General features: G+C 60.4%; 17 protein-coding genes and 1 pseudogene. 7 read left to right on the top strand and 11 right to left on the bottom strand.

The features are described 5' to 3' along the window. Window positions 1-15 precede the first annotated feature (15 nt). Genes G6M89_RS21510 through G6M89_RS21500 form a run of 3 tightly spaced genes read right to left on the bottom strand, consistent with a single transcriptional unit; the run spans window position 16 to window position 2,099 of the window. The gene (locus tag G6M89_RS21510; protein ID WP_165163947.1) at window positions 16-687 is read right to left on the bottom strand and encodes a cytochrome c biogenesis CcdA family protein; all 672 of its coding nucleotides are present in this window, start codon (window positions 685-687) and stop codon (window positions 16-18) included. Further along, entirely contained in the window at window positions 684-1,274 is a 591-nt protein-coding gene (locus G6M89_RS21505) for a TlpA family protein disulfide reductase (RefSeq protein ID WP_165163945.1), read from the bottom strand. The genes G6M89_RS21510 and G6M89_RS21505 overlap by 4 nt, the downstream gene beginning before the upstream one ends. A 9-nt stretch (window positions 1,275-1,283) precedes the next feature. Beyond that, on the bottom strand, window positions 1,284-2,099 hold the full coding sequence (locus G6M89_RS21500) for an SCO family protein (RefSeq protein WP_165163943.1): 816 nt from the start codon (window positions 2,097-2,099) through the stop codon (window positions 1,284-1,286). 360 nt (window positions 2,100-2,459) lie between these two features. Between G6M89_RS21500 and G6M89_RS21495 the strand changes: the two genes are divergently transcribed. Next, window positions 2,460-2,633, top strand: coding sequence for a hypothetical protein (locus G6M89_RS21495; RefSeq protein WP_165163875.1), 174 nt, complete (start codon window positions 2,460-2,462; stop codon window positions 2,631-2,633). A 24-nt stretch (window positions 2,634-2,657) separates the two neighbouring features. Here G6M89_RS21495 and G6M89_RS21490 read toward each other — a convergent pair whose 3' ends face one another. Then, window positions 2,658-3,833: a Xaa-Pro peptidase family protein gene (locus G6M89_RS21490; RefSeq protein WP_165163941.1), complete on the bottom strand. Its 1,176-nt coding sequence runs from the start codon at window positions 3,831-3,833 to the stop codon at window positions 2,658-2,660. Window positions 3,834-4,073: 240 nt separating this feature from the next. On the opposite strand from G6M89_RS21490, the gene G6M89_RS21485 reads away from it, so the two are divergent. The 3 genes from G6M89_RS21485 (at window position 4,074) to G6M89_RS21475 (ending at window position 7,270) form a co-directional block, all read left to right on the top strand. After that, window positions 4,074-5,708: a trehalose-6-phosphate synthase gene (locus tag G6M89_RS21485; protein WP_165163974.1), complete on the top strand. Its 1,635-nt coding sequence runs from the start codon at window positions 4,074-4,076 to the stop codon at window positions 5,706-5,708. 3 nt (window positions 5,709-5,711) lie between these two features. Then, on the top strand, window positions 5,712-6,623 hold the full coding sequence (otsB, locus tag G6M89_RS21480; RefSeq protein ID WP_165163939.1) for a trehalose-phosphatase: 912 nt from the start codon (window positions 5,712-5,714) through the stop codon (window positions 6,621-6,623). A 296-nt stretch (window positions 6,624-6,919) separates the two neighbouring features. Continuing rightward, window positions 6,920-7,270: a winged helix-turn-helix domain-containing protein gene (locus G6M89_RS21475; protein ID WP_165163938.1), complete on the top strand. Its 351-nt coding sequence runs from the start codon at window positions 6,920-6,922 to the stop codon at window positions 7,268-7,270. A 113-nt stretch (window positions 7,271-7,383) separates the two neighbouring features. On the opposite strand, the gene G6M89_RS21470 is transcribed toward G6M89_RS21475, so the two are convergent. Continuing rightward, window positions 7,384-8,136, bottom strand: coding sequence for a peptidase M10A and M12B matrixin and adamalysin (locus G6M89_RS21470; RefSeq protein WP_165163937.1), 753 nt, complete (start codon window positions 8,134-8,136; stop codon window positions 7,384-7,386). Between the two features lie 54 nt (window positions 8,137-8,190). Beyond that, the gene (locus tag G6M89_RS21465) at window positions 8,191-8,493 is read right to left on the bottom strand and encodes a hypothetical protein (RefSeq protein WP_165163936.1); all 303 of its coding nucleotides are present in this window, start codon (window positions 8,491-8,493) and stop codon (window positions 8,191-8,193) included. Between the two features lie 260 nt (window positions 8,494-8,753). On the opposite strand from G6M89_RS21465, the gene G6M89_RS21460 reads away from it, so the two are divergent. Then, window positions 8,754-9,290: a DUF5804 family protein gene (locus G6M89_RS21460; RefSeq protein WP_165163935.1), complete on the top strand. Its 537-nt coding sequence runs from the start codon at window positions 8,754-8,756 to the stop codon at window positions 9,288-9,290. Between the two features lie 13 nt (window positions 9,291-9,303). Here G6M89_RS21460 and G6M89_RS21455 read toward each other — a convergent pair whose 3' ends face one another. Together G6M89_RS21455 and G6M89_RS21450 are read right to left on the bottom strand one after the other, a co-directional pair. Further along, the gene (locus G6M89_RS21455; RefSeq protein WP_165163934.1) at window positions 9,304-10,059 is read right to left on the bottom strand and encodes a hypothetical protein; all 756 of its coding nucleotides are present in this window, start codon (window positions 10,057-10,059) and stop codon (window positions 9,304-9,306) included. A gap of 60 nt (window positions 10,060-10,119) precedes the next feature. After that, a complete protein-coding gene (locus tag G6M89_RS21450) occupies window positions 10,120-11,112 on the bottom strand; it encodes a PLP-dependent cysteine synthase family protein (RefSeq protein WP_165163933.1) in 993 nt (330 codons plus the stop codon). A 212-nt stretch (window positions 11,113-11,324) separates the two neighbouring features. Here G6M89_RS21450 and G6M89_RS21445 point away from each other — a divergent pair. After that, window positions 11,325-11,929: pseudogene (locus tag G6M89_RS21445) on the top strand (trimeric intracellular cation channel family protein). 134 nt (window positions 11,930-12,063) lie between these two features. Next, the gene (locus G6M89_RS21440; protein WP_165163932.1) at window positions 12,064-12,435 is read left to right on the top strand and encodes a thioredoxin family protein; all 372 of its coding nucleotides are present in this window, start codon (window positions 12,064-12,066) and stop codon (window positions 12,433-12,435) included. 42 nt (window positions 12,436-12,477) lie between these two features. Here G6M89_RS21440 and G6M89_RS21435 read toward each other — a convergent pair whose 3' ends face one another. From G6M89_RS21435 to G6M89_RS21425, 3 genes are all read right to left on the bottom strand, one after another. Then, complete coding sequence (locus G6M89_RS21435; RefSeq protein WP_165163931.1) at window positions 12,478-13,854, bottom strand: FAD-dependent oxidoreductase; 1,377 nt, start codon at window positions 13,852-13,854, stop codon at window positions 12,478-12,480. Between the two features lie 247 nt (window positions 13,855-14,101). Beyond that, window positions 14,102-16,210 (bottom strand): thioredoxin domain-containing protein, encoded by a 2,109-nt coding sequence (locus G6M89_RS21430; protein ID WP_165163930.1) that lies wholly within the window; start codon window positions 16,208-16,210, stop codon window positions 14,102-14,104. A gap of 72 nt (window positions 16,211-16,282) precedes the next feature. Next, on the bottom strand, window positions 16,283-16,780 hold the full coding sequence (locus G6M89_RS21425) for a small multi-drug export protein (RefSeq protein WP_165163929.1): 498 nt from the start codon (window positions 16,778-16,780) through the stop codon (window positions 16,283-16,285). Between the last annotated feature and the right edge of the window lie 45 nt (window positions 16,781-16,825).

Here is a 16,825-nt window from a genome sequence, read left to right as displayed (position 1 = left end):
GCGGCTGCCGGCCGCTTAGAGCACACCGAGCAAGACGGCCGAGAGATAGAGCTGGCCAAGTCCGGCGAGAATCATAACGACGCCTGCAAACTGCTTGAGTTGCGGCCCAAAGCGGGCGAACTGCCCCGCTGCAACCAGTCCCATTCCGGTCACCACTGTCAGCGCCACCATCAAGGCAACGACGCTCCCGACGTACGTCCCAACGACCATCGCTCCGGTGGTCGTCGGCGCAGAGACCGCTCGCATGACCACGCCGACAAACAACGGCGCGACACAGCCCGCAGCCGCAAGCGCGTAACCAGAGCCAAAGATACCAAAGCCAAGCAGGCTCGAGCGCCGCTTTGGGAGTGGAACCGACAGCGAGGGTGCGCGGTCGGTAATAATGAGCACGCCGAAGATGACGAGGACTGCGCCAGCGATCGGCTCGAAATAAACCAGATTCGACAGTGTCGCGTGACTGACCTGGAACGCAACGAGAAACAGGATGCCAAGCGTCACGAGGACGCCAGCCCCAGCGATGAAGCCGCGACTGAGCGCGCCGCCGAGTGAGGGCTCTTCACCGTCGGTCTGGCTGACGTAGTAGCCGACGTAGCCGGGCAACAGGGGATACGCACACGGCGAGAAGAAGGTTGTGATGCCCGCAATCAGGGCGAACGACACTGCAGAGAGGGCTCCAGCGTCGATCATTCTCCCGTCATGTCTACGGCGTTATCTGCCTCGAAAGCCTGTTCAATGCCGTCGACGAGTTCGTCTGCGGTTTTGATCCCGGAGTCACCCCACTGGACGCGACCGGCAGTATCGATCGCAACTGCAGAGGGGTAATCACCTTGCAGATAGCGTTCGGTGAGTTCCGCGCTCGGGTCGAGGCCGAGCGTCCAGTCGCCGTCGTGCTCGCGCCACCACTCGAGGAGTTCGTCCATCGTAATCGCCCGGTTCTCGCCGATGGATTCGTTGGTCACCGACAGAAACTGGATCTCGTCTCCGTCACCGATTCGGTCGCTGGCCTCGCCAAGCGCTGGCATCTGCTCGATACAGGGGGGACACCAGGTGCCGAAAATATCGATGAACGTTATTTTCTCGGGGTCCGGTATCTGGACTGTCCCCGCCTCGCTTCCGGGTGCGTCGACCGTCTCGATCTCGAGGGGGTCATCAGCGTAGCCATCGTCCTCGCCGGTCAGATCATCCACTGATGGAAGGCCGTAGATGGCGACTGCGCCGGCTCCGGCGACGACGCCCGCACTGCCGATTCCCGCGAGGATGTCTCGTCTGCGCATTGGTGAGTGTTAGTCCTCAGATTGGTTTTGTGCTACGGTACGGGCGTCATCTACGATGACGCCGATATCGGCACCAAGGTCATCATGTTCTGATTGGGGCCCTGCCTGGGGATAGGCGCGTTCGACGATACCCTGGCTGTTCGCGAGTACGACCAGGTTGATGTGGGTGAACGTGTACTCGCCGTGGTCGTGGTCATCGTGATCCTCGCCCTCGTGGTCATCGTGCCCATCCTCATCTCCTCCGTGATCGTGTGCGTCTGCGATTTCGTCTTCATCTTCGACTCGTTCAATCTGCATACCGAAATCCTCCATGAGCCACTCTTCGCCTTCCTCGTAGCTCTCGGGTCGGAGGAAATGCCAGTTGTCGGCCTCATAGTCGACGCTCTGTTCCTCACCGTACTCCGCTAACACGTCGGCTGTATCGCGCTCTGGATCGAAGGTATAGGCAAGCAGCGCGATATCGTCCTCGTAGCCCTCTTCAATTGCGTCCTCTTGGACACGCCGCAGTCGCGTCAGGAGGGCCGGGCAAGCACCGTCCGGACACGCCGTAAAAATAAACGTAATCAAAAGTGCGCGATCGTCGAGGAAATCCTCGAGCGAGACGGTTTCTTCGGTGATTGGATCCGGCACCGAAAAGTCGGGAAACGCCTCACCGTGGATCGGGTGGGAGGGATCGCCACGGGATTGGTCTGGTGAACCGAGGACGGTGTCACTGTCGTCGCCGAGGCCGACAGTGCCCATTGCGTCGTCGAGACAGCCGGCGAGGCCAGCAAGACCGGTGACACTCGCGCCACCAAGTGCGCCGAGATACGTCCGTCGTTCCATACTAGCCTGTTAGGCGGTGTCCTCAAAGGTTCGTTGGTACGCCTCCCGAACGGATGCAATACAGAGAACGGTGATACTCACTCACCATGTCCGACTGCGGTGTGACCGGGCACTGGTTGCCAGCAGATTCCTCCGGCCTTGAGCAACTCTCGATGAGCAATTGTTTTCGACGACTGCTGACTGTCAGTGACAGCACAATCGCAAGACATGGAGATGGTGTGCCAGCAACCAGTTCCAGCGTTCGGCATTTGCTGTTCGCTTGCCGAAAGGCGTCCGTACCAGTTCGAACGGTTCACAACTGTTCGCATACACGACAGTACGACTTCTATAACTATCAGATGGTGTCGAATACGCCAGGGCATGTCTCGTTCGAATCGCTCATCAATGCACGTTGGGTGCCCCGAGTGCGGGGCCACTGTGAGTGGCTTCGTCCCTCCTGGCCCCGGCATCAGCACCGACGAAACAAACCGACTCCGCGGCCGTGAAACCGTCTGTGACGGCTGCGGTCACGAACTCGAGTTTTACTTCTACTGACGCCGCCAGCCACGTTTTAACAACCTACTGATCGCGTTGCTCGCCGGTCTCCCAGCCGCGTGGTGAGTTATTGAGTCGCTCAGCACCACCGTCTGTGACGATAACCAGATCCTCGATTCTGACACCGAACCGATCCTCGAGATAGATCCCCGGCTCGATGCTGAAGACCATCCCTGCCTCGAGTTCGCGGTCGTTGTCCGCGACGATATAGGGTGGCTCGTGGACCTCGAGGCCAACACCGTGGCCGGTTCGGTGGACGAATGCGTCGCCGTAGCCGGCGTTCGTAATGTGTTCGCGTGCGACCGCGTCGATGTCACCGGCTGTGACACCAGGTTCGACGGCCTCGACGGCGGCCTGTTGGGCCTCGGCGACGATTTCGTGGACTTCCTCGTACGCTTCGGGTGGGTCGCCGACGACCATCGTTCGCGTCTGATCACCCGGATACTGGGTGTCTCCAGGGAGGTCAGTCTCGACGAATGCACCGAAATCCATGACGATCGGATCGCCACGCTGGATCGGCCGGTCGCTGCTGTGGTGGTGTGGGCGAGCCCCATTCGGGCCAGCAGCGACGATTGTCTCGAAAGCGAGGTCGCGACCCCCATACTCGATGAGTAGCCGCTCGATTTCGGCGGCGAGTTCGCGTTCTGTCAACCCACAGAGTGCCTCGCCACGCGAGCGAATCTCTCGAGACACACGGTCGGCGAGGTCGCCCGCTCGCCGCAGGGCAGCCAGTTCGGTCTCGTCCTTTCGAATCCGGATCGGCTCGAGAACGTCACTTACGAGTCCGAACTCGGCACTCGGACAGCACGCCTGCAAATCCTGGACGAACGTCGCCCACATCCGGTCGTCGACGAGCACCGAGGGCTGTCCGGTCTCAGCGTCGAGATCGAGGTCGAACGACTCGAGCGTGCGTTCGATGACTGCCACCGGATCGTCGGCATCATCCCACAGCCGGACCGCAATGTCAGCAATTGCTCCCTCCTCGAGTTGGGACTCATACATTGCGGGTGCGACGAACGTCGGTGGTGCATCCACACTCGCGTGCGGAACAAACAAGAGGAAGTGGCGTTCGGACGGTGATTCGTCGAATCCAGTGAGATAGGTGAGATTTGGCCCTGGGGCACAGATGGCCAGCGGTGTCGCATCATCCTCGAGACGAGACTGACACGCAGCGAGTCGCTGCTCGAACGGGGAGTCCATATCCAGCGTATCACACGCTGTGAAACGTACATGTGTCGGTCCCCCAATCACTGACTGCGTTAGCAACCCTCGTCCGAAAGAGAGTGAACAAACGTTTACAATTATGATTTACTACTGTTGATCTGGATGGTGAGAGCGAGTTGACCGTTCAATTGACCGAAACGCTACGTTGGGGTATTAAACCTCCATGCAGGCGCAGGCCACGAATCAACCCGTCGTGGGGCTGTGATGTATCAGCGAATGCGATTCACTGCAGCGCCGCTGTCATCGACGTCGAACCGACAGCGGGTACGAGCCGACGGTGGCAGTCGGGAATCTGACACCAATCGATCTGCGGGGTCGAACCGTCCCGAATCGTTACTCGTCGTCTCCAACCGACAGCCCTACCGCCATAAGTACGACGACGGCGAGGGTGGCAATGAGGACGGCGACGACCGACCGATCACGGTCGATGAACCCGCAGGTGGACTCACCGCTGGTCTCGACCCCGTTGTACAGGAAGTAAACGGAACCTGGATCGCCTGGGGTGACGGCGATGCCGACTTTACTGTCGCGGATGAGAACAACTGCGTTAGCGTCCCACCCGGTGAGGACGCCTACACACTGCGTCGAATCGACCTCAGCGAGGAAGCCGTCGAATCGTACTACTACGGCTTCAGCAACCGCGTTCTCTGGCCGCTTTGTCACGGTTTCACCGACCTCATCTGCCATCGATCGAATGACTTCGACTGGTATCAAACGGTCAATGAGCGCTTCGCTGACGCCGTTGCTGATCACGCAAGCGAGGATTCGGTCGTCTGGGTACAAGACTACCACTTTGCGCTCGCCCCACGACTCATTCAGGACGACGACTCAGTCCCGGAGTCAACGACCATCGCACAATTCTGGCACATTCCGTGGCCAACACCATCGGCTCTCCAACGCTGTCCCGCCGCCGGACACCTCCTCGAGGGTGTCCTCGGAAACGACCTGCTTGGATTCCACGTCGAGTGGTACGCAGACCGATTCCTCGAGTGCGTCGAGCAGTTCCTCCCGGCAGCGGACGTCAACCGGACGCAACGAACCGTCAGTTACGATGGCCACACGACACGCATCGTTGCGACGCCGATGGGTGTCAATGCCTCCGCGTACGACCAGGATGCACGCGCAGTCGATGCCGCCCAGATTTCGACACTCCTTGGCGATGAGTGCAATCCCGACGATGTCGTCCTCGGTCTAGGCGTCGATCGTCTCGACTACACGAAAGGAATCCCCGAGCGCTTTGCCGCCCTCGAGCGCTTTTTCGAGCGCAATCCAGACTGGCGAGGTGAGTTTACGTTCGTCCAGAAATCGACACCCTCACGAACGAACATTCCGGCATACCAGCACCACGGCGAACTCGTTCGCGGCGAAGCCAAACGGATCAATCACCGCTTCGGGACCGATGAGTGGCAGCCGATCATTTACACCGAAGCCTACCTCGAGCATGAGACGCTCTGTGGGCTGTATCGCCACGCAGACGTCATGGTCGTCAACCCGCTTATCGATGGGATGAATCTAGTCGCACAGGAGTTCGTCGCCTCGAACGTCGACGCGACAGGCACACTCGTCTTGAGCGAGCGGGCCGGTGCACACGACCGGCTCGGCTCGCATGCAGTCTCGATCGATCCGACCGATGTCACCGACATCGCGACGGGCATCGAGGAGGCACTCGCAATGCCTATCCGCGAGCGCCAGCGCCGAATGACCACGCTTCGAAACCGTGTCTTCGACGGCAACCTCGAGCGCTGGATGGACGCACAGTTCGACTGGATCGAACACGTCCACAGCGACTCGTCCGACACTGACTCGCCTCGAGACTCGAGTGAATTCAGACCACACGAACCAACTGCCTGATCGATGACCGGCACACACTCCGTTCCAACCCCACTCGAAGAGGCACTGCCACCGATTAGAAGCACGCTCGAGGACGCCTCGCGGCTCCTCGTCTGTCTGGATTTCGATGGGACGCTCGCGCCGATCGTCCCGGATCCGGACGCAGCGACGGCGACAGCGGCCAACGAGTCCGCCGTCGCAACACTCGCCAACGATGCTCGCGTGACGACGGCCATCGTCAGCGGGCGGGCGCTTACCGATGTGCGCACGCGAATCGACGGCCCCGCAATTTACGCAGGAAATCACGGCCTCGAGGTAGCGCGAAATGACTCGGTCGCAATCCACCCGATCGCGCGCAAGCGAGCATCGACGATCGATCACGTCTGTGCAACGCTCGAGACGGTCCTCGAGTCAATTCCACACGCACAGGTCGAGAACAAGCGGTTAACCGGAACTGTCCACGTCAGGTCCGTTCCGGAACCGATGCGAGCCGATGTTGCCCGACTCACACAATCGGTGGTCGACCGACTCGGTGGCGACGCGTTGAGCGTCTCCGACGGCAAACGTATCCTCGAGATCGGTCCCTCGGTCCCGTGGGGAAAAGGAAACGCGGTCGAACTGATCGAAGCCGCCTGTCCGCCCGCGACAGTGCCGATCTATATCGGCGATGACGTCACCGATGAATCCGCGTTTCAGGCGGTCGAACCCGAGGGAATTGGCGTTCGAGTCGGTGACAAACATCCCTCTGCGGCGTCGTACCGTGTTGATTCACCATCAGATGTTGCAGCACTTCTCGAGTGGCTCGGCTCAGCGGGCGTCTCGTTACTCGAGGACAAATCGCCGCCGAGGCAGTCGCCCGCTGATGAGGGCGTCCGCAAGCGACCGGCCGCCGCACCGCCGTTCCAACACTCGCTCGAGCCCTCGAGTGGTGAGTAAGATGGGATTTGCTGTCTCAGTGGCTGACGACGTGTCGCGGTCACACCGTGAACCCGCAGACACTGAGTTACGGTGGCCCGGTGCGAGCACAGCATCAAATCCGTTTGATGAATGTGATTGTGTTGCTATTGGACAAGTCAATAAGTCATCTCTATATGCATCACGGTATTGAGAGCCCTAATCGGTACTAAACCACTACCGGGAGATATCTCTCGGGTATCCACAGTATTGCGGAATTAGAGCCGAAAGTATTAGTTACCAGTGGAAATATAGTACACATACGAGAGTGAACCAGTGTGAAACTACGTCAACCAACTGACTTCCTGATTCTCGAGGCGCTCGAGGACAAGGGCCGAAACGTGGCAACGAACCTCGCTTCGCATACGGGCAAAAGCAGAAAGAACATCAACACCAGGCTGCCGGTTCTCGAAGACTACGGACTCGTCGAGAAGATCGGTCCAGCCGAGCGCTCCGGCCTCTACGAGATTTCCTCGATGGGCAAAGCTGCACTGGTCTACCAGGACCAGTACGACGAAGCCGACGATTTCGAGGCACTTATCGAAGGACCAAACGCGAGCGCGGCCGACGCATCTGCCGATGCACAGGCCGAGTTCGTCCGCGGCGAGGACGAACACGACGACGAATAGACGACCTGCGAGAGACTGACGCGTTCGTACCACGCTGGAACGTGGGGCCGCAATGGGCCCATCGAACACCGTCATTCTGGGGTCTCGTTGTTACAGGTGTCACTCAGAGCGACTCAGCCTGCATGTTCAGCCAGCGCCCGGCGCGCACACGCTGAAAACGCTAAACTGAGCGCTCGAGCGTCGTCGCCGGGATCGACGTATTCCTGCCCACAGTGGCTATGCTCGCCGACGTAATCCGCGCTAAACGCATACGTGCTGAGCATTGGCGTCGCAATCACCAGTCCATCTTCTCGAATCACATTCCCATGTTCGTGATCCAGTCCCAGTGCGTGGCCGACCTCGTGAAGCAGCACCTGCATCGTCCGCGCGCGGGTCGTCGTCGGGACCGCCCACTTGACATCGCTGTCTGGCCCGCTCTCGAGCAACTCATCGAACGGCTCGAGGTCAGCGAGGTGGCGTGCGCCACCGACGGACGCAATCCGCGGCAGCCCGTATCCAGTCGGTGCGACCGCCATCTGGCCATCGGTGACAAGCAGGTTGACGTGGCGCGCTGGCTCGAGACCCCCGAGGCCGGCTGCGCCCGAAAGGACGCGAAGCGGCCACTCACCACGACTTGTCACCCGCGCGCCGTCTTCGGTCCCGACCGAGACCGCCCCGCCAATCGACACCTCGAGTGACCAAAACTCGAAGTCAAAACATCGCGTGACGTACTCTCGAATGCGCTGTGTCACGCCGTCGTAGCGGCCGGCCTGCGTCGACAGCCAGACGGTGATTTCGAGGGTGTCAATTGGCTCTCGAGTCGCATAAGCAAGCGTTCCAAGTGAGGCTACTGAGCCGACCGCCCCAAGGAACGCTCGCCGGTTCATGACTGTCACACGAAGCCGAACGACCCAATCAGTCGTGGTTTACAGGTGCAGCTCTTATCTGCCGGCCTCATCGCAGGTCGAATTCGGTGTTGCGAATCGACGGGTATCGACGACGCGGGCGCTCTCTCCGCGAACCCGGATTTCGACCCACGAGGGGGCATCACAGAGATCGACTGCAGTCAGCATCAGGAGACGCTTTCCACCCGTTTCGACGAGTTGGCGGTCAGGTTCTTCCTGGCGAAGACAGCGTTGCCAGGCCCCACGACGAAACTGCCTCGAGACTTCCCACTCAGTGTAGTACTGGCCGTTCGATCCCTCATAAAGGCGGTCAACGGGCGTGTTCGCTACCCCCGACACGGTACCGCCTCCGAGTGTATGCGTCCCAGCAGCGTATCCACAGACACAAACCCACACACAGACAGCCGTGTCAAGACCGCCACACCATCGGTCATCACTCTCATTACACGCTGACGAACGCTGGCTCCGTCTATCGGCGCTCGGGTTCACATACGTGACTTTTATGAAATCCTGACTCTCTGTGCGTTCTGATAGTCACTTCATAGAGACTCGTGAGCAACCCGAAACCCACATTACGCCGACGCCCCCACCTGCAGGTAGTGACGCGCGTCTGTCTCATCGGGGACCCCGACTACACCCTCCAGTACGAACTGCTCTCGCGCGAAACGTCCCGTGAGGCACTTACAACCTACGAGTTACGCCGCCCGTTCGAAAACTCGATCGCGCTGCGAACGGTCAGCATCGGCGCTGCCGTCTCCTTACTCAACGATCTCCAGTGGTATCTCACCCGCTTCGTCGACGAAGCACTCATTAAACACCCAAGCCTCAGCACTGACGAATGGCTCTCACGCCCGCTCGCCGAGGAACTCCGAAACGGTACCCTCGAGCCCGCTGAGACCGGTGAGTACTGCAAAATCTACGGCCTCGAGCGCGAATCAAACCCGTCGACGGCTGAGGACGCCCCCTCGAATGGGGAGACAACACAACCGGACGAGACAGACTCGAGTCCGGTCCGGCCGCGATTGGTTGAACCGCTGTACGTTCGTCGAACGGACGGCGAACTCCCGACGTACGATCTGCGCGATGTCGAGGAGACACTCGTCGTTCGACTGACCGAAGCAGAGTATTCGCCGTAGCGGTCGTCTTGGTCTAGTTATCAGTCGAGTTCGCCCCGCCAGCCTCGTCGCCGCTTTCATCGGTTGTTACGTCATCCGACACGCTGGTAGTTCCCATTCCGTACTCGCTGCCATCCGTATCGACGATACCCGCCGACAGTCCGGCGATCCTATCACTCGCAACCGAGACGCGAACGAGCACCCCAATCGTCGTGATCACCTGCGAACACATGTCGTCGCCCGTCTCGTGCACGCTGGCCTCGAGTTCGAGCGTCTTGTCTCCGTCACTTTCGTCGTCACTGTCGTCAGCGATAGCAAGTCGATCAAGTTCCAGTTTGTAGCAGGGTGTGGGTGCGTCGACCTCGAGTGCGACGAGCGTCTCGGCGCTGAAGTTGACGTCATCGAGCAGTGACTCAAGATCTTCCTCGAGCATGCGGTCAGCGAGCCACGTCTCGAGGTCGTCGTGGTCGGTTAGCAATGAGACATCGGCCTCGTCTCCGGTCGCCAAATGCTGGTAGTGCTCGAGTTCGTACTCCGGGTCATCGTTTGTCTCGGTTGTGGCCTCGTCATCGTCGTCCGACTCGAGGTCGTCGCCATCTTTGTCGCCTCCGTCACCATCGTTGCTCTCGTCAGGAGTAGACGATCCCTCGTCATCAGCCGCGGTGGACTCAGCGTCGTCGGGACTCGAGTCATCGTCAAGATCAGAAATACAGCCGGCAAGAACGGAGAGCGAAAGCGTACCGGCGCCGCTGAGCAAGAGGGCTCGTCTGCTGGGAGAGTGTGGGGACATTACCGAGTCGTAGACCACGGCAGATAAAGATCCTTCGCGTAGGTGAAAGAGCCGTTTTTCCTACGGCTCGAGGCCGTCGAGATCGAACAATCCAGTCGAGAGGTAGCGCTCGCCGCTGTCCCAGAAGACCGTCACGACAAGTGGACAGTCCTCGATCGCCCCGCCGTCCGGTTCAGGTGTCGCCGCTGACTCGTCAAACGCATCCGAGACATCCGGGCAGTCGAGATCGGGATCCGCGATTTCACGGGCGATACGCTGGGAGACGAGACTCGTCGCCCCACTCGATTGGCCCACGAGAACGCCTTCCTCGCGAGCGAGACGCCGACACTCGTCTTCGGCATCCTCGAGTGCAACGGTCTCGACGCGGTCGATCAGGTCCCGCTCGAGGTTCTCGCTGACGAAGCCGGGTCCCATTCCCTGGAAGTCGTCGTCGCCGGATTCACCCGTCGAGAGCACGGCGTTTCGCTCCGGTTCGACGGCGATGATGTCCATCTCGGGGAACGCCTCGCGAAGCCTGCGGCCGGTACCCGAGATCGTGCCGCCGGTCCCGACGCCCGCGACGAACGCATCGATCTCGCGGTCGCCAACCTGCTCGATGATCTCCGCACCCGTCGTCCGGTAATGCGCCTCCGGATTCGCCGGATTATCGAACTGGCCCAACTGAATTGCACCCTTGTCCTCGAGTTCGTCGGCCCGCTCGCGAGCGTCGGACATGTCGCCATCGACGAGCTCGAGGTCCGCGCCATAGGCGGCCATGATCTGCTGGCGCTCTGTGGATTTGTCGGCAGGCATAACAATAGTCAGGTCGTAGTCGCGAGCAGCACAGACGAGCGAGAGGCCGATGCCGGTGTTGCCGCTTGTGGGTTCAACGAGCCAGTCGCCAGGTTCGATGTCACCCTCGCGTTCGGCTGTTCGGACCATCTGCAGCGCTGGCCGGTCTTTCGCCGAACCGCCGGGGTTGAACGATTCGATCTTCGCGGCGACGGTCGCCCCCTCCGGCGAGTCGACCTGGACGAGCGGTGAGCCGATCGTGTCCAGGATGCTCCCTTTCATTAGCAACGCATAGCGAGTCGACGCATATACTGTTTATTGTCCCGGGAAACTGCACGCCAATCGACGTTCTTGTGAGCCACGCTACAGAGACACTCTGAGTTGCCTTGGAGCCAAGAGTATCTGAAACAGAGCACTCAAGAGAGTCACTCCCATAGGCTGTTCCAGTGAGTCAGGACGCCATTACGGTGTTATTCGGCGATCCGTTCGCCGTCATGAACACGATCGGATTGATTGCGTTTGCACTCGTCGGCTCGTCGAAGGCGATCCACGAGGAGTTCGATCTGTTCGGTATCGCGATTGTCGGCCTGGCGATGGCGTTTGCCGGTGGTGTGACACGTGATATTCTTGTGACACGCGTGCCGCTGGCGCTTCAGTCACCGATCGAAACAGTCTCGGGCTGCTCGGCGTTGGCCTCGCACTCGCACTCTGTGTCGTGCTCTCGTCACCTGAACGCCACCCGGTGACGCTTGTCGCTGACGCGATTGGGCTCGCCGCTTTCACGACGACCGGCGCAATCGTCGCAACTGACGCGGGCGTGTCCGCGTTCGGTATCATTGCGATTGCGACGATTAACGCCGTCGGTGGCGGGGCATTTGCAGATATTCTGCTTGATCGCTCGCCGTTTATCCTCTTCGAGGACTTCTATGCGAGTTGTGCTGTTTTGGGCGGCGTTGCCTACTGGCTCGTCAGCGCGGTCGGTGGGGCTGCGGGGACGGCCGCCATCGTCTGTGCAGCCGTCGTCGTCGCCACTCGACTCGTTGCAGTGACCTACGACTGGCGACTCCCCACAGCACAGCATCTCGGACTCCAGCACTGACCTCTTCCGTGTTAGACACCCCGGCAGAGTATCCGTCAGACCAGTGATGACCGCGAACTCGAGAGTTGCGTGACTGGCGATGACATCCCACGAAAAGCACGGTCGTTAAGCCCCCTGACCCGCAACCACTGGATATGAGTCTCGAGACCATGAATCCAAATCCGACGTGGGACGCCGCCTCCTACGAGGACGCTGTCGACACGCTCGAAGCACACAACGACGACCTGACCTACACAGTCTGGGGCGGCGACTGGTGTAAGGACTGTAGAAAACTGCTCCCTGATTTCGGGGCCGCACTCGAGGCGGCCGACGTTCCCGACGAGCGTATCGACGAGATTGCCGTCGACGAAGACAAGCAGGGGCCAGGAGTCGAAGAATACGGTATCGAGTACATCCCAACCGTTGTCGTCGAGAACGATGATGGCGATGAAGTCGTCCGATTCGTCGAGGAAGAGGACCTGCCGCCAGCGATCTGGCTTGCACAAGAACTCGAGTCGGAACTGTAACGTCGCGAATCGCGTTTTCAGACGAGCGTTTGACTCCGTCCGTTAGTCTTCTGCAGGAACCGGATCCGTATCTTGATCGTGCTCGCGCGGGAAGTTCTCGATTGTCGCAGCCTCGAACTCCTCTTCAGCGAACTCGTAGTCGTCGCCGAGGAACTCGAGGACCTGTTGGGTGTCTTTCTTTGCGTTCTGCAGGCAGGTAGAGGCACCGGGCGACGGCGTGATGTTGAAGATGATGCCGTCGCCGTGGATCTTGGCCTCACCCATGTCCAGCGATTTCGTCTCGGTGTTAACGATCTGCGGGCGGACGCCACCGTAGCCTTTCGCGCGCTCGATATCCTCGAGTTCGACCGTTGGAACGACCTTCTGGACGTGCGGGAGGAACGCCCGCTTGCCGACCGCGGGCACGTCGTAGACGAGGTTCTTGAGCACGTAGGGGAACAAAATCCGATCCGCGAGGATGTTGCCGTAGCTCAGGAACGAGTTCAGGTTGAGTTCGAACACGTCATAGAAATCCGAGGCCGTCGAGATATTTCCGCGCTCGAGCATTGGGACGACCTTCGCCGTCGGGCCGAATCGAGTGAGATTGCCGTCGTGGACCTCGGCGTCGCCGTGGACGGCTGCGAACGGCAGTTTCTTCATCTGCAGGGTGTAGACCTTGCCGTTTAGCAGCTGGCGGTTGGCTTCGAAGAAGCTCCCGGCGACGGGCAGCAGCGACTTGTTCTCGCCGTAGCCCATTTTCTTCGCGATCTGGAGGCTGTGCGAGCCGGCTGCGACGACCGTCGAATCAGCCGAGAACCAGCCCGCTTCGGTTTCGACGAGGAACTCGTCTTCGGTCTCGTTGATCGACTCGACTGCCGTTCCCGTGTAGACGTCGACGCCGTCCTCGTCGCGAACGTCATCGACGAACGACTGGGCGACCTCGCCGTAGTCAACCGTGTAGCCGTCGGGCGTCTGCAGTGCCAGCATGTCTTTGTGTGGCTCGCGGCCCTTGACGACGTTTGGCTCGATCTCTGCGATTTCCTCGCGGTCGATTGCACGAAGTTTCGGGAACAGATCGCCAAAACCCTCCTCGTCGTAGCGATCCTCGAGTTTCGCGACTTCCTCGTCGCCGACTGCAAGCACCATCTTGCTGCGCTTGCTGTGCATCTCCCGGTCGGGGTCGTTCTCCTCGAGGTAGCCCGCGACCATTTCGGCTCCCTGTTTGACCGTTTCGGCTTTCTCGAGGGTGTAGTTGGTCTCGATGTCGCCGAAGTGAAGCGTCTGGGAGTTGTTCGTGTGATGCGAGTTGATCGCTGCAATCTCTTCTTCTTTCTCGATGAGCGCGACGCTCTCGATGTCTGTGAAGTTCGCGACCGTATACAACAGCGATGCACCACTAATGCCCCCGCCAACGATAATGAGGTCGTATTCTTCTTTCATGTCCAAAGATGCGCTATTGGTTGCCGTCAGTGACGAACGTTGACGAGCGTACTAAACAGCTACTATATGCGCCGGATACTCGCACCACTGACCGGCAAACCAGTACCCAGTACCGGAAATCAATTCAGAACTATTGGGTTGTGTTCTCCAGTGGTGTCGACCACCTACCACACAGAGAACGAAGATACCTTCAAAGCGCTATCCAGCCACGCTCGAGTCTCGTACGCACCCGTTCGGGTCGGGAGGGCTAAAACGGACTCTCGTCGAGCGTGTTGGTGTGATCGGTTCGGCTTTCGAGCCACTCGAGCGCGTCATCCACTTCCTGTGTTGGCGGTGAACAGGTCCGGTCGCGACAGACCTCGAGATCCAAAACCTCGAGCCACTCCGCGAGGCCGTCCTCAGTCGGCGGCCGTCGGGCGAGTAGCCGATCCGGGTAGTACTCCTGTGCAAACGCGGCGCGCCACGGCTCGGGCAGATCTGACGCTGCAACCGTTACCTCGAGTGGCCCTGCCTCGAGTCGGTCCGCACCGAGTGCGAGCGTCGCGTGCTCGAGGGCGTTCGACTCGATCCGATTTGCGTGGGTCTCGAGTACGCTCGAGGCGATGTCCGCAAACTCGTCGTCGGCGAAGTGGTCGAGCGCCAGCAGGACGTTGACGGCAACACCGGCAGCGGCGGGCGTCGACTGGTCGCCCAGTTCCTGTGGCCGAGTGACGAGTGACTCGCCGCTTTCGGGCGTGAAATACAGCGTTCCGGCCTCGGAGTCCCAGAACTCGGCGTCGATGACACGGGCAAGCTCGAGCGCGAACGCGAGGTGGTCGACCTCGCCGGTCGCCTCGTAGCACGTCAGTGCACCCCGTGCGAGGAAGGCGTAGTCCTCGAGATAGCCGTCGATGGCGACATCGCCGTCTTTGAACCGCCGCGAGAGACGTTGCTCGTCGTCATCCCAGAGCCGGTCGCGAACGAACTCGAGGGCGTCCGTCGCCATCTCGGCGTACTCGTCCTCGCCGAGCACGAGTGCGGCTTCGGCGCAGGTCGTGATCATGAGGCCGTTCCAGCCCGCGAGTACCTTCTCATCTCGGTTGGGGCGAGGGCGCTGCTCGCGGGCCTCGAACAGCGTTTCGCGAGCCGACTCGAGCCGTTCCTGAATCTCGTCTTCGGCGAGGTCATACTCGTCGGAAAGCGACTCGATCGAGCGCACGCGATTTGGTTGTGAGGTTCCTTCGAAGTTCCCCGAGAGAGTGATATCGTAGCGGTCACAGAACAGATCGGCGGTGGTCTCGTCTCCGAGTACCTCCTGCACCTCTCCTGGCGTCCAGACGTAGAACACCCCCTCCTCGTGCTCGCCGGTTTCGGGGTCCTCACTCTGGGCATCGAGCGTACTGAAGAAGCCGCCATCCTCGTGTGTGAGTTCGCGGTCGACGAATTCGAGTGTCTCGTGGACAACTTCGGCGTAACGCTCCTCGTCGGTGAGTTGGTAGCCCGTCAAGAACGCTCGCGGGATTTCGGCGTTGTCGTAGAGCATCTTTTCGAAGTGCGGAACTGTCCAGTCCGCATCGACGCAGTAGCGGTGGAAGCCGCCGCCGACGTGGTCGTAGAGCCCACCTGACGCCATCGCATCGAGCGATTCCTCGAGCACGTCGCGATACTGATCGTTCCCGGTACGGTCGAACGCACGCGCGAGGACTTGCAATCGTGACGGCTGTGGGAACTTCGGCCCGCCGGAGCCAAAGCCACCGTTCCGCCGATCCGCACTCCGGACCGCCGCGTCGGCGACCCGCTCGAGGACGTCACTCGAGGGTGGCTCCGAGCCAGCGACGGCGTCGGGTGTCTCCTCGAGTCGGTCTTTCGCGGCGTCGGTCCACTGTTCAGCACGATTTTCCATCTCTGGGCGCTCCTCTGGGTTCGACCACGACTCACTGAGTCCCTGACAGAGCTCGAGAAAGCCGGGCTGGTTCTGCTGGCTCTCTTTCGGGAAGTAGGTGCCGACGAAAAACGGCTTGCCTTCGGGAGTGAGCCAGGCCGACAGTGGCCAGCCGCCGCGTCCGGAGACGAGCTGGCAAACGGTCATGTAGATCGAATCGACGTCTGGGCGCTCCTCACGGTCGACCTTGATCGGCACGAAGTTCTCGTTCAGTACCTCGGCGACCTCCTCGTCCGCGAAGCTTTCGTCCGCCATGACGTGACACCAGTGACACGCCGAGTAGCCGATGGAAAGAAAGATCGGCTTGTCTTGCTCGCGGGCCGCCTCGAGTGCCTGTTCGTCCCAGGGCTGCCAGTTGACGGGGTTGTCCGCGTGCTGGCGAAGGTAGGGACTCTCCTCGTCGTCGAGTCGATTGCGCTCGGTAGGCTGATCCATACGCCAGCTACGGGCAGGAATAATAAAAGTCCGTGGTAGTTTACTAACCCATCCGGTAGAACATCGCCCGGACTATGCGAGTCCGAGCAGCGACACGCCGTAGGCCGACGCAGCCACCAGCGCAATCGTCCACGCGAGAATACCGGCCGTCATCCACCCCGCAACAATCCGGTTCCGGCTTCCGGCGACGAGTGCAACGAGCGCGGCGATATGGACGCCGGTCAGAACTGGGCTCGCAACGGCCAATCCTGGAACGCCGTAGCGATCCCAGAGATTGCGTGCGCGAGCATACCGGTCGCTCGAGTCATCTGACTCGCCGCGTCGTTGCTCGAGCCAGCGAGCGATATGCCGGTAGAAGACGATCAGCGCGTACACGGAGAGGATGTTCCCCGCGAACGCGAACACGCCGGTCGCGAGCGGATCGAGACCCAGCCCGATGGCAATCGGGATCACAACCAGAATTTCGACGATGGGAATCGCGGCGAAGACGAACACCAGCAGGTACTGGAGGAGGCCCGAGGTTTCCTCGAGCGTCGTGCCAACGTCAACGAGTAGCGGGAGAAATGACATGCGGTAGCGTCTATCCTCGAGTCGGGCCTGCGAGCGGATAGCTGG

Origin of the sequence: Natronolimnobius sp. AArcel1 (assembly GCF_011043775.1) — an archaeon.
Taxonomy (GTDB): domain Archaea; phylum Halobacteriota; class Halobacteria; order Halobacteriales; family Natrialbaceae; genus Natronolimnobius.
Note: the sequence above shows the minus strand (reverse complement) of the source record. Positions and strands in the feature narration are given on the sequence as shown.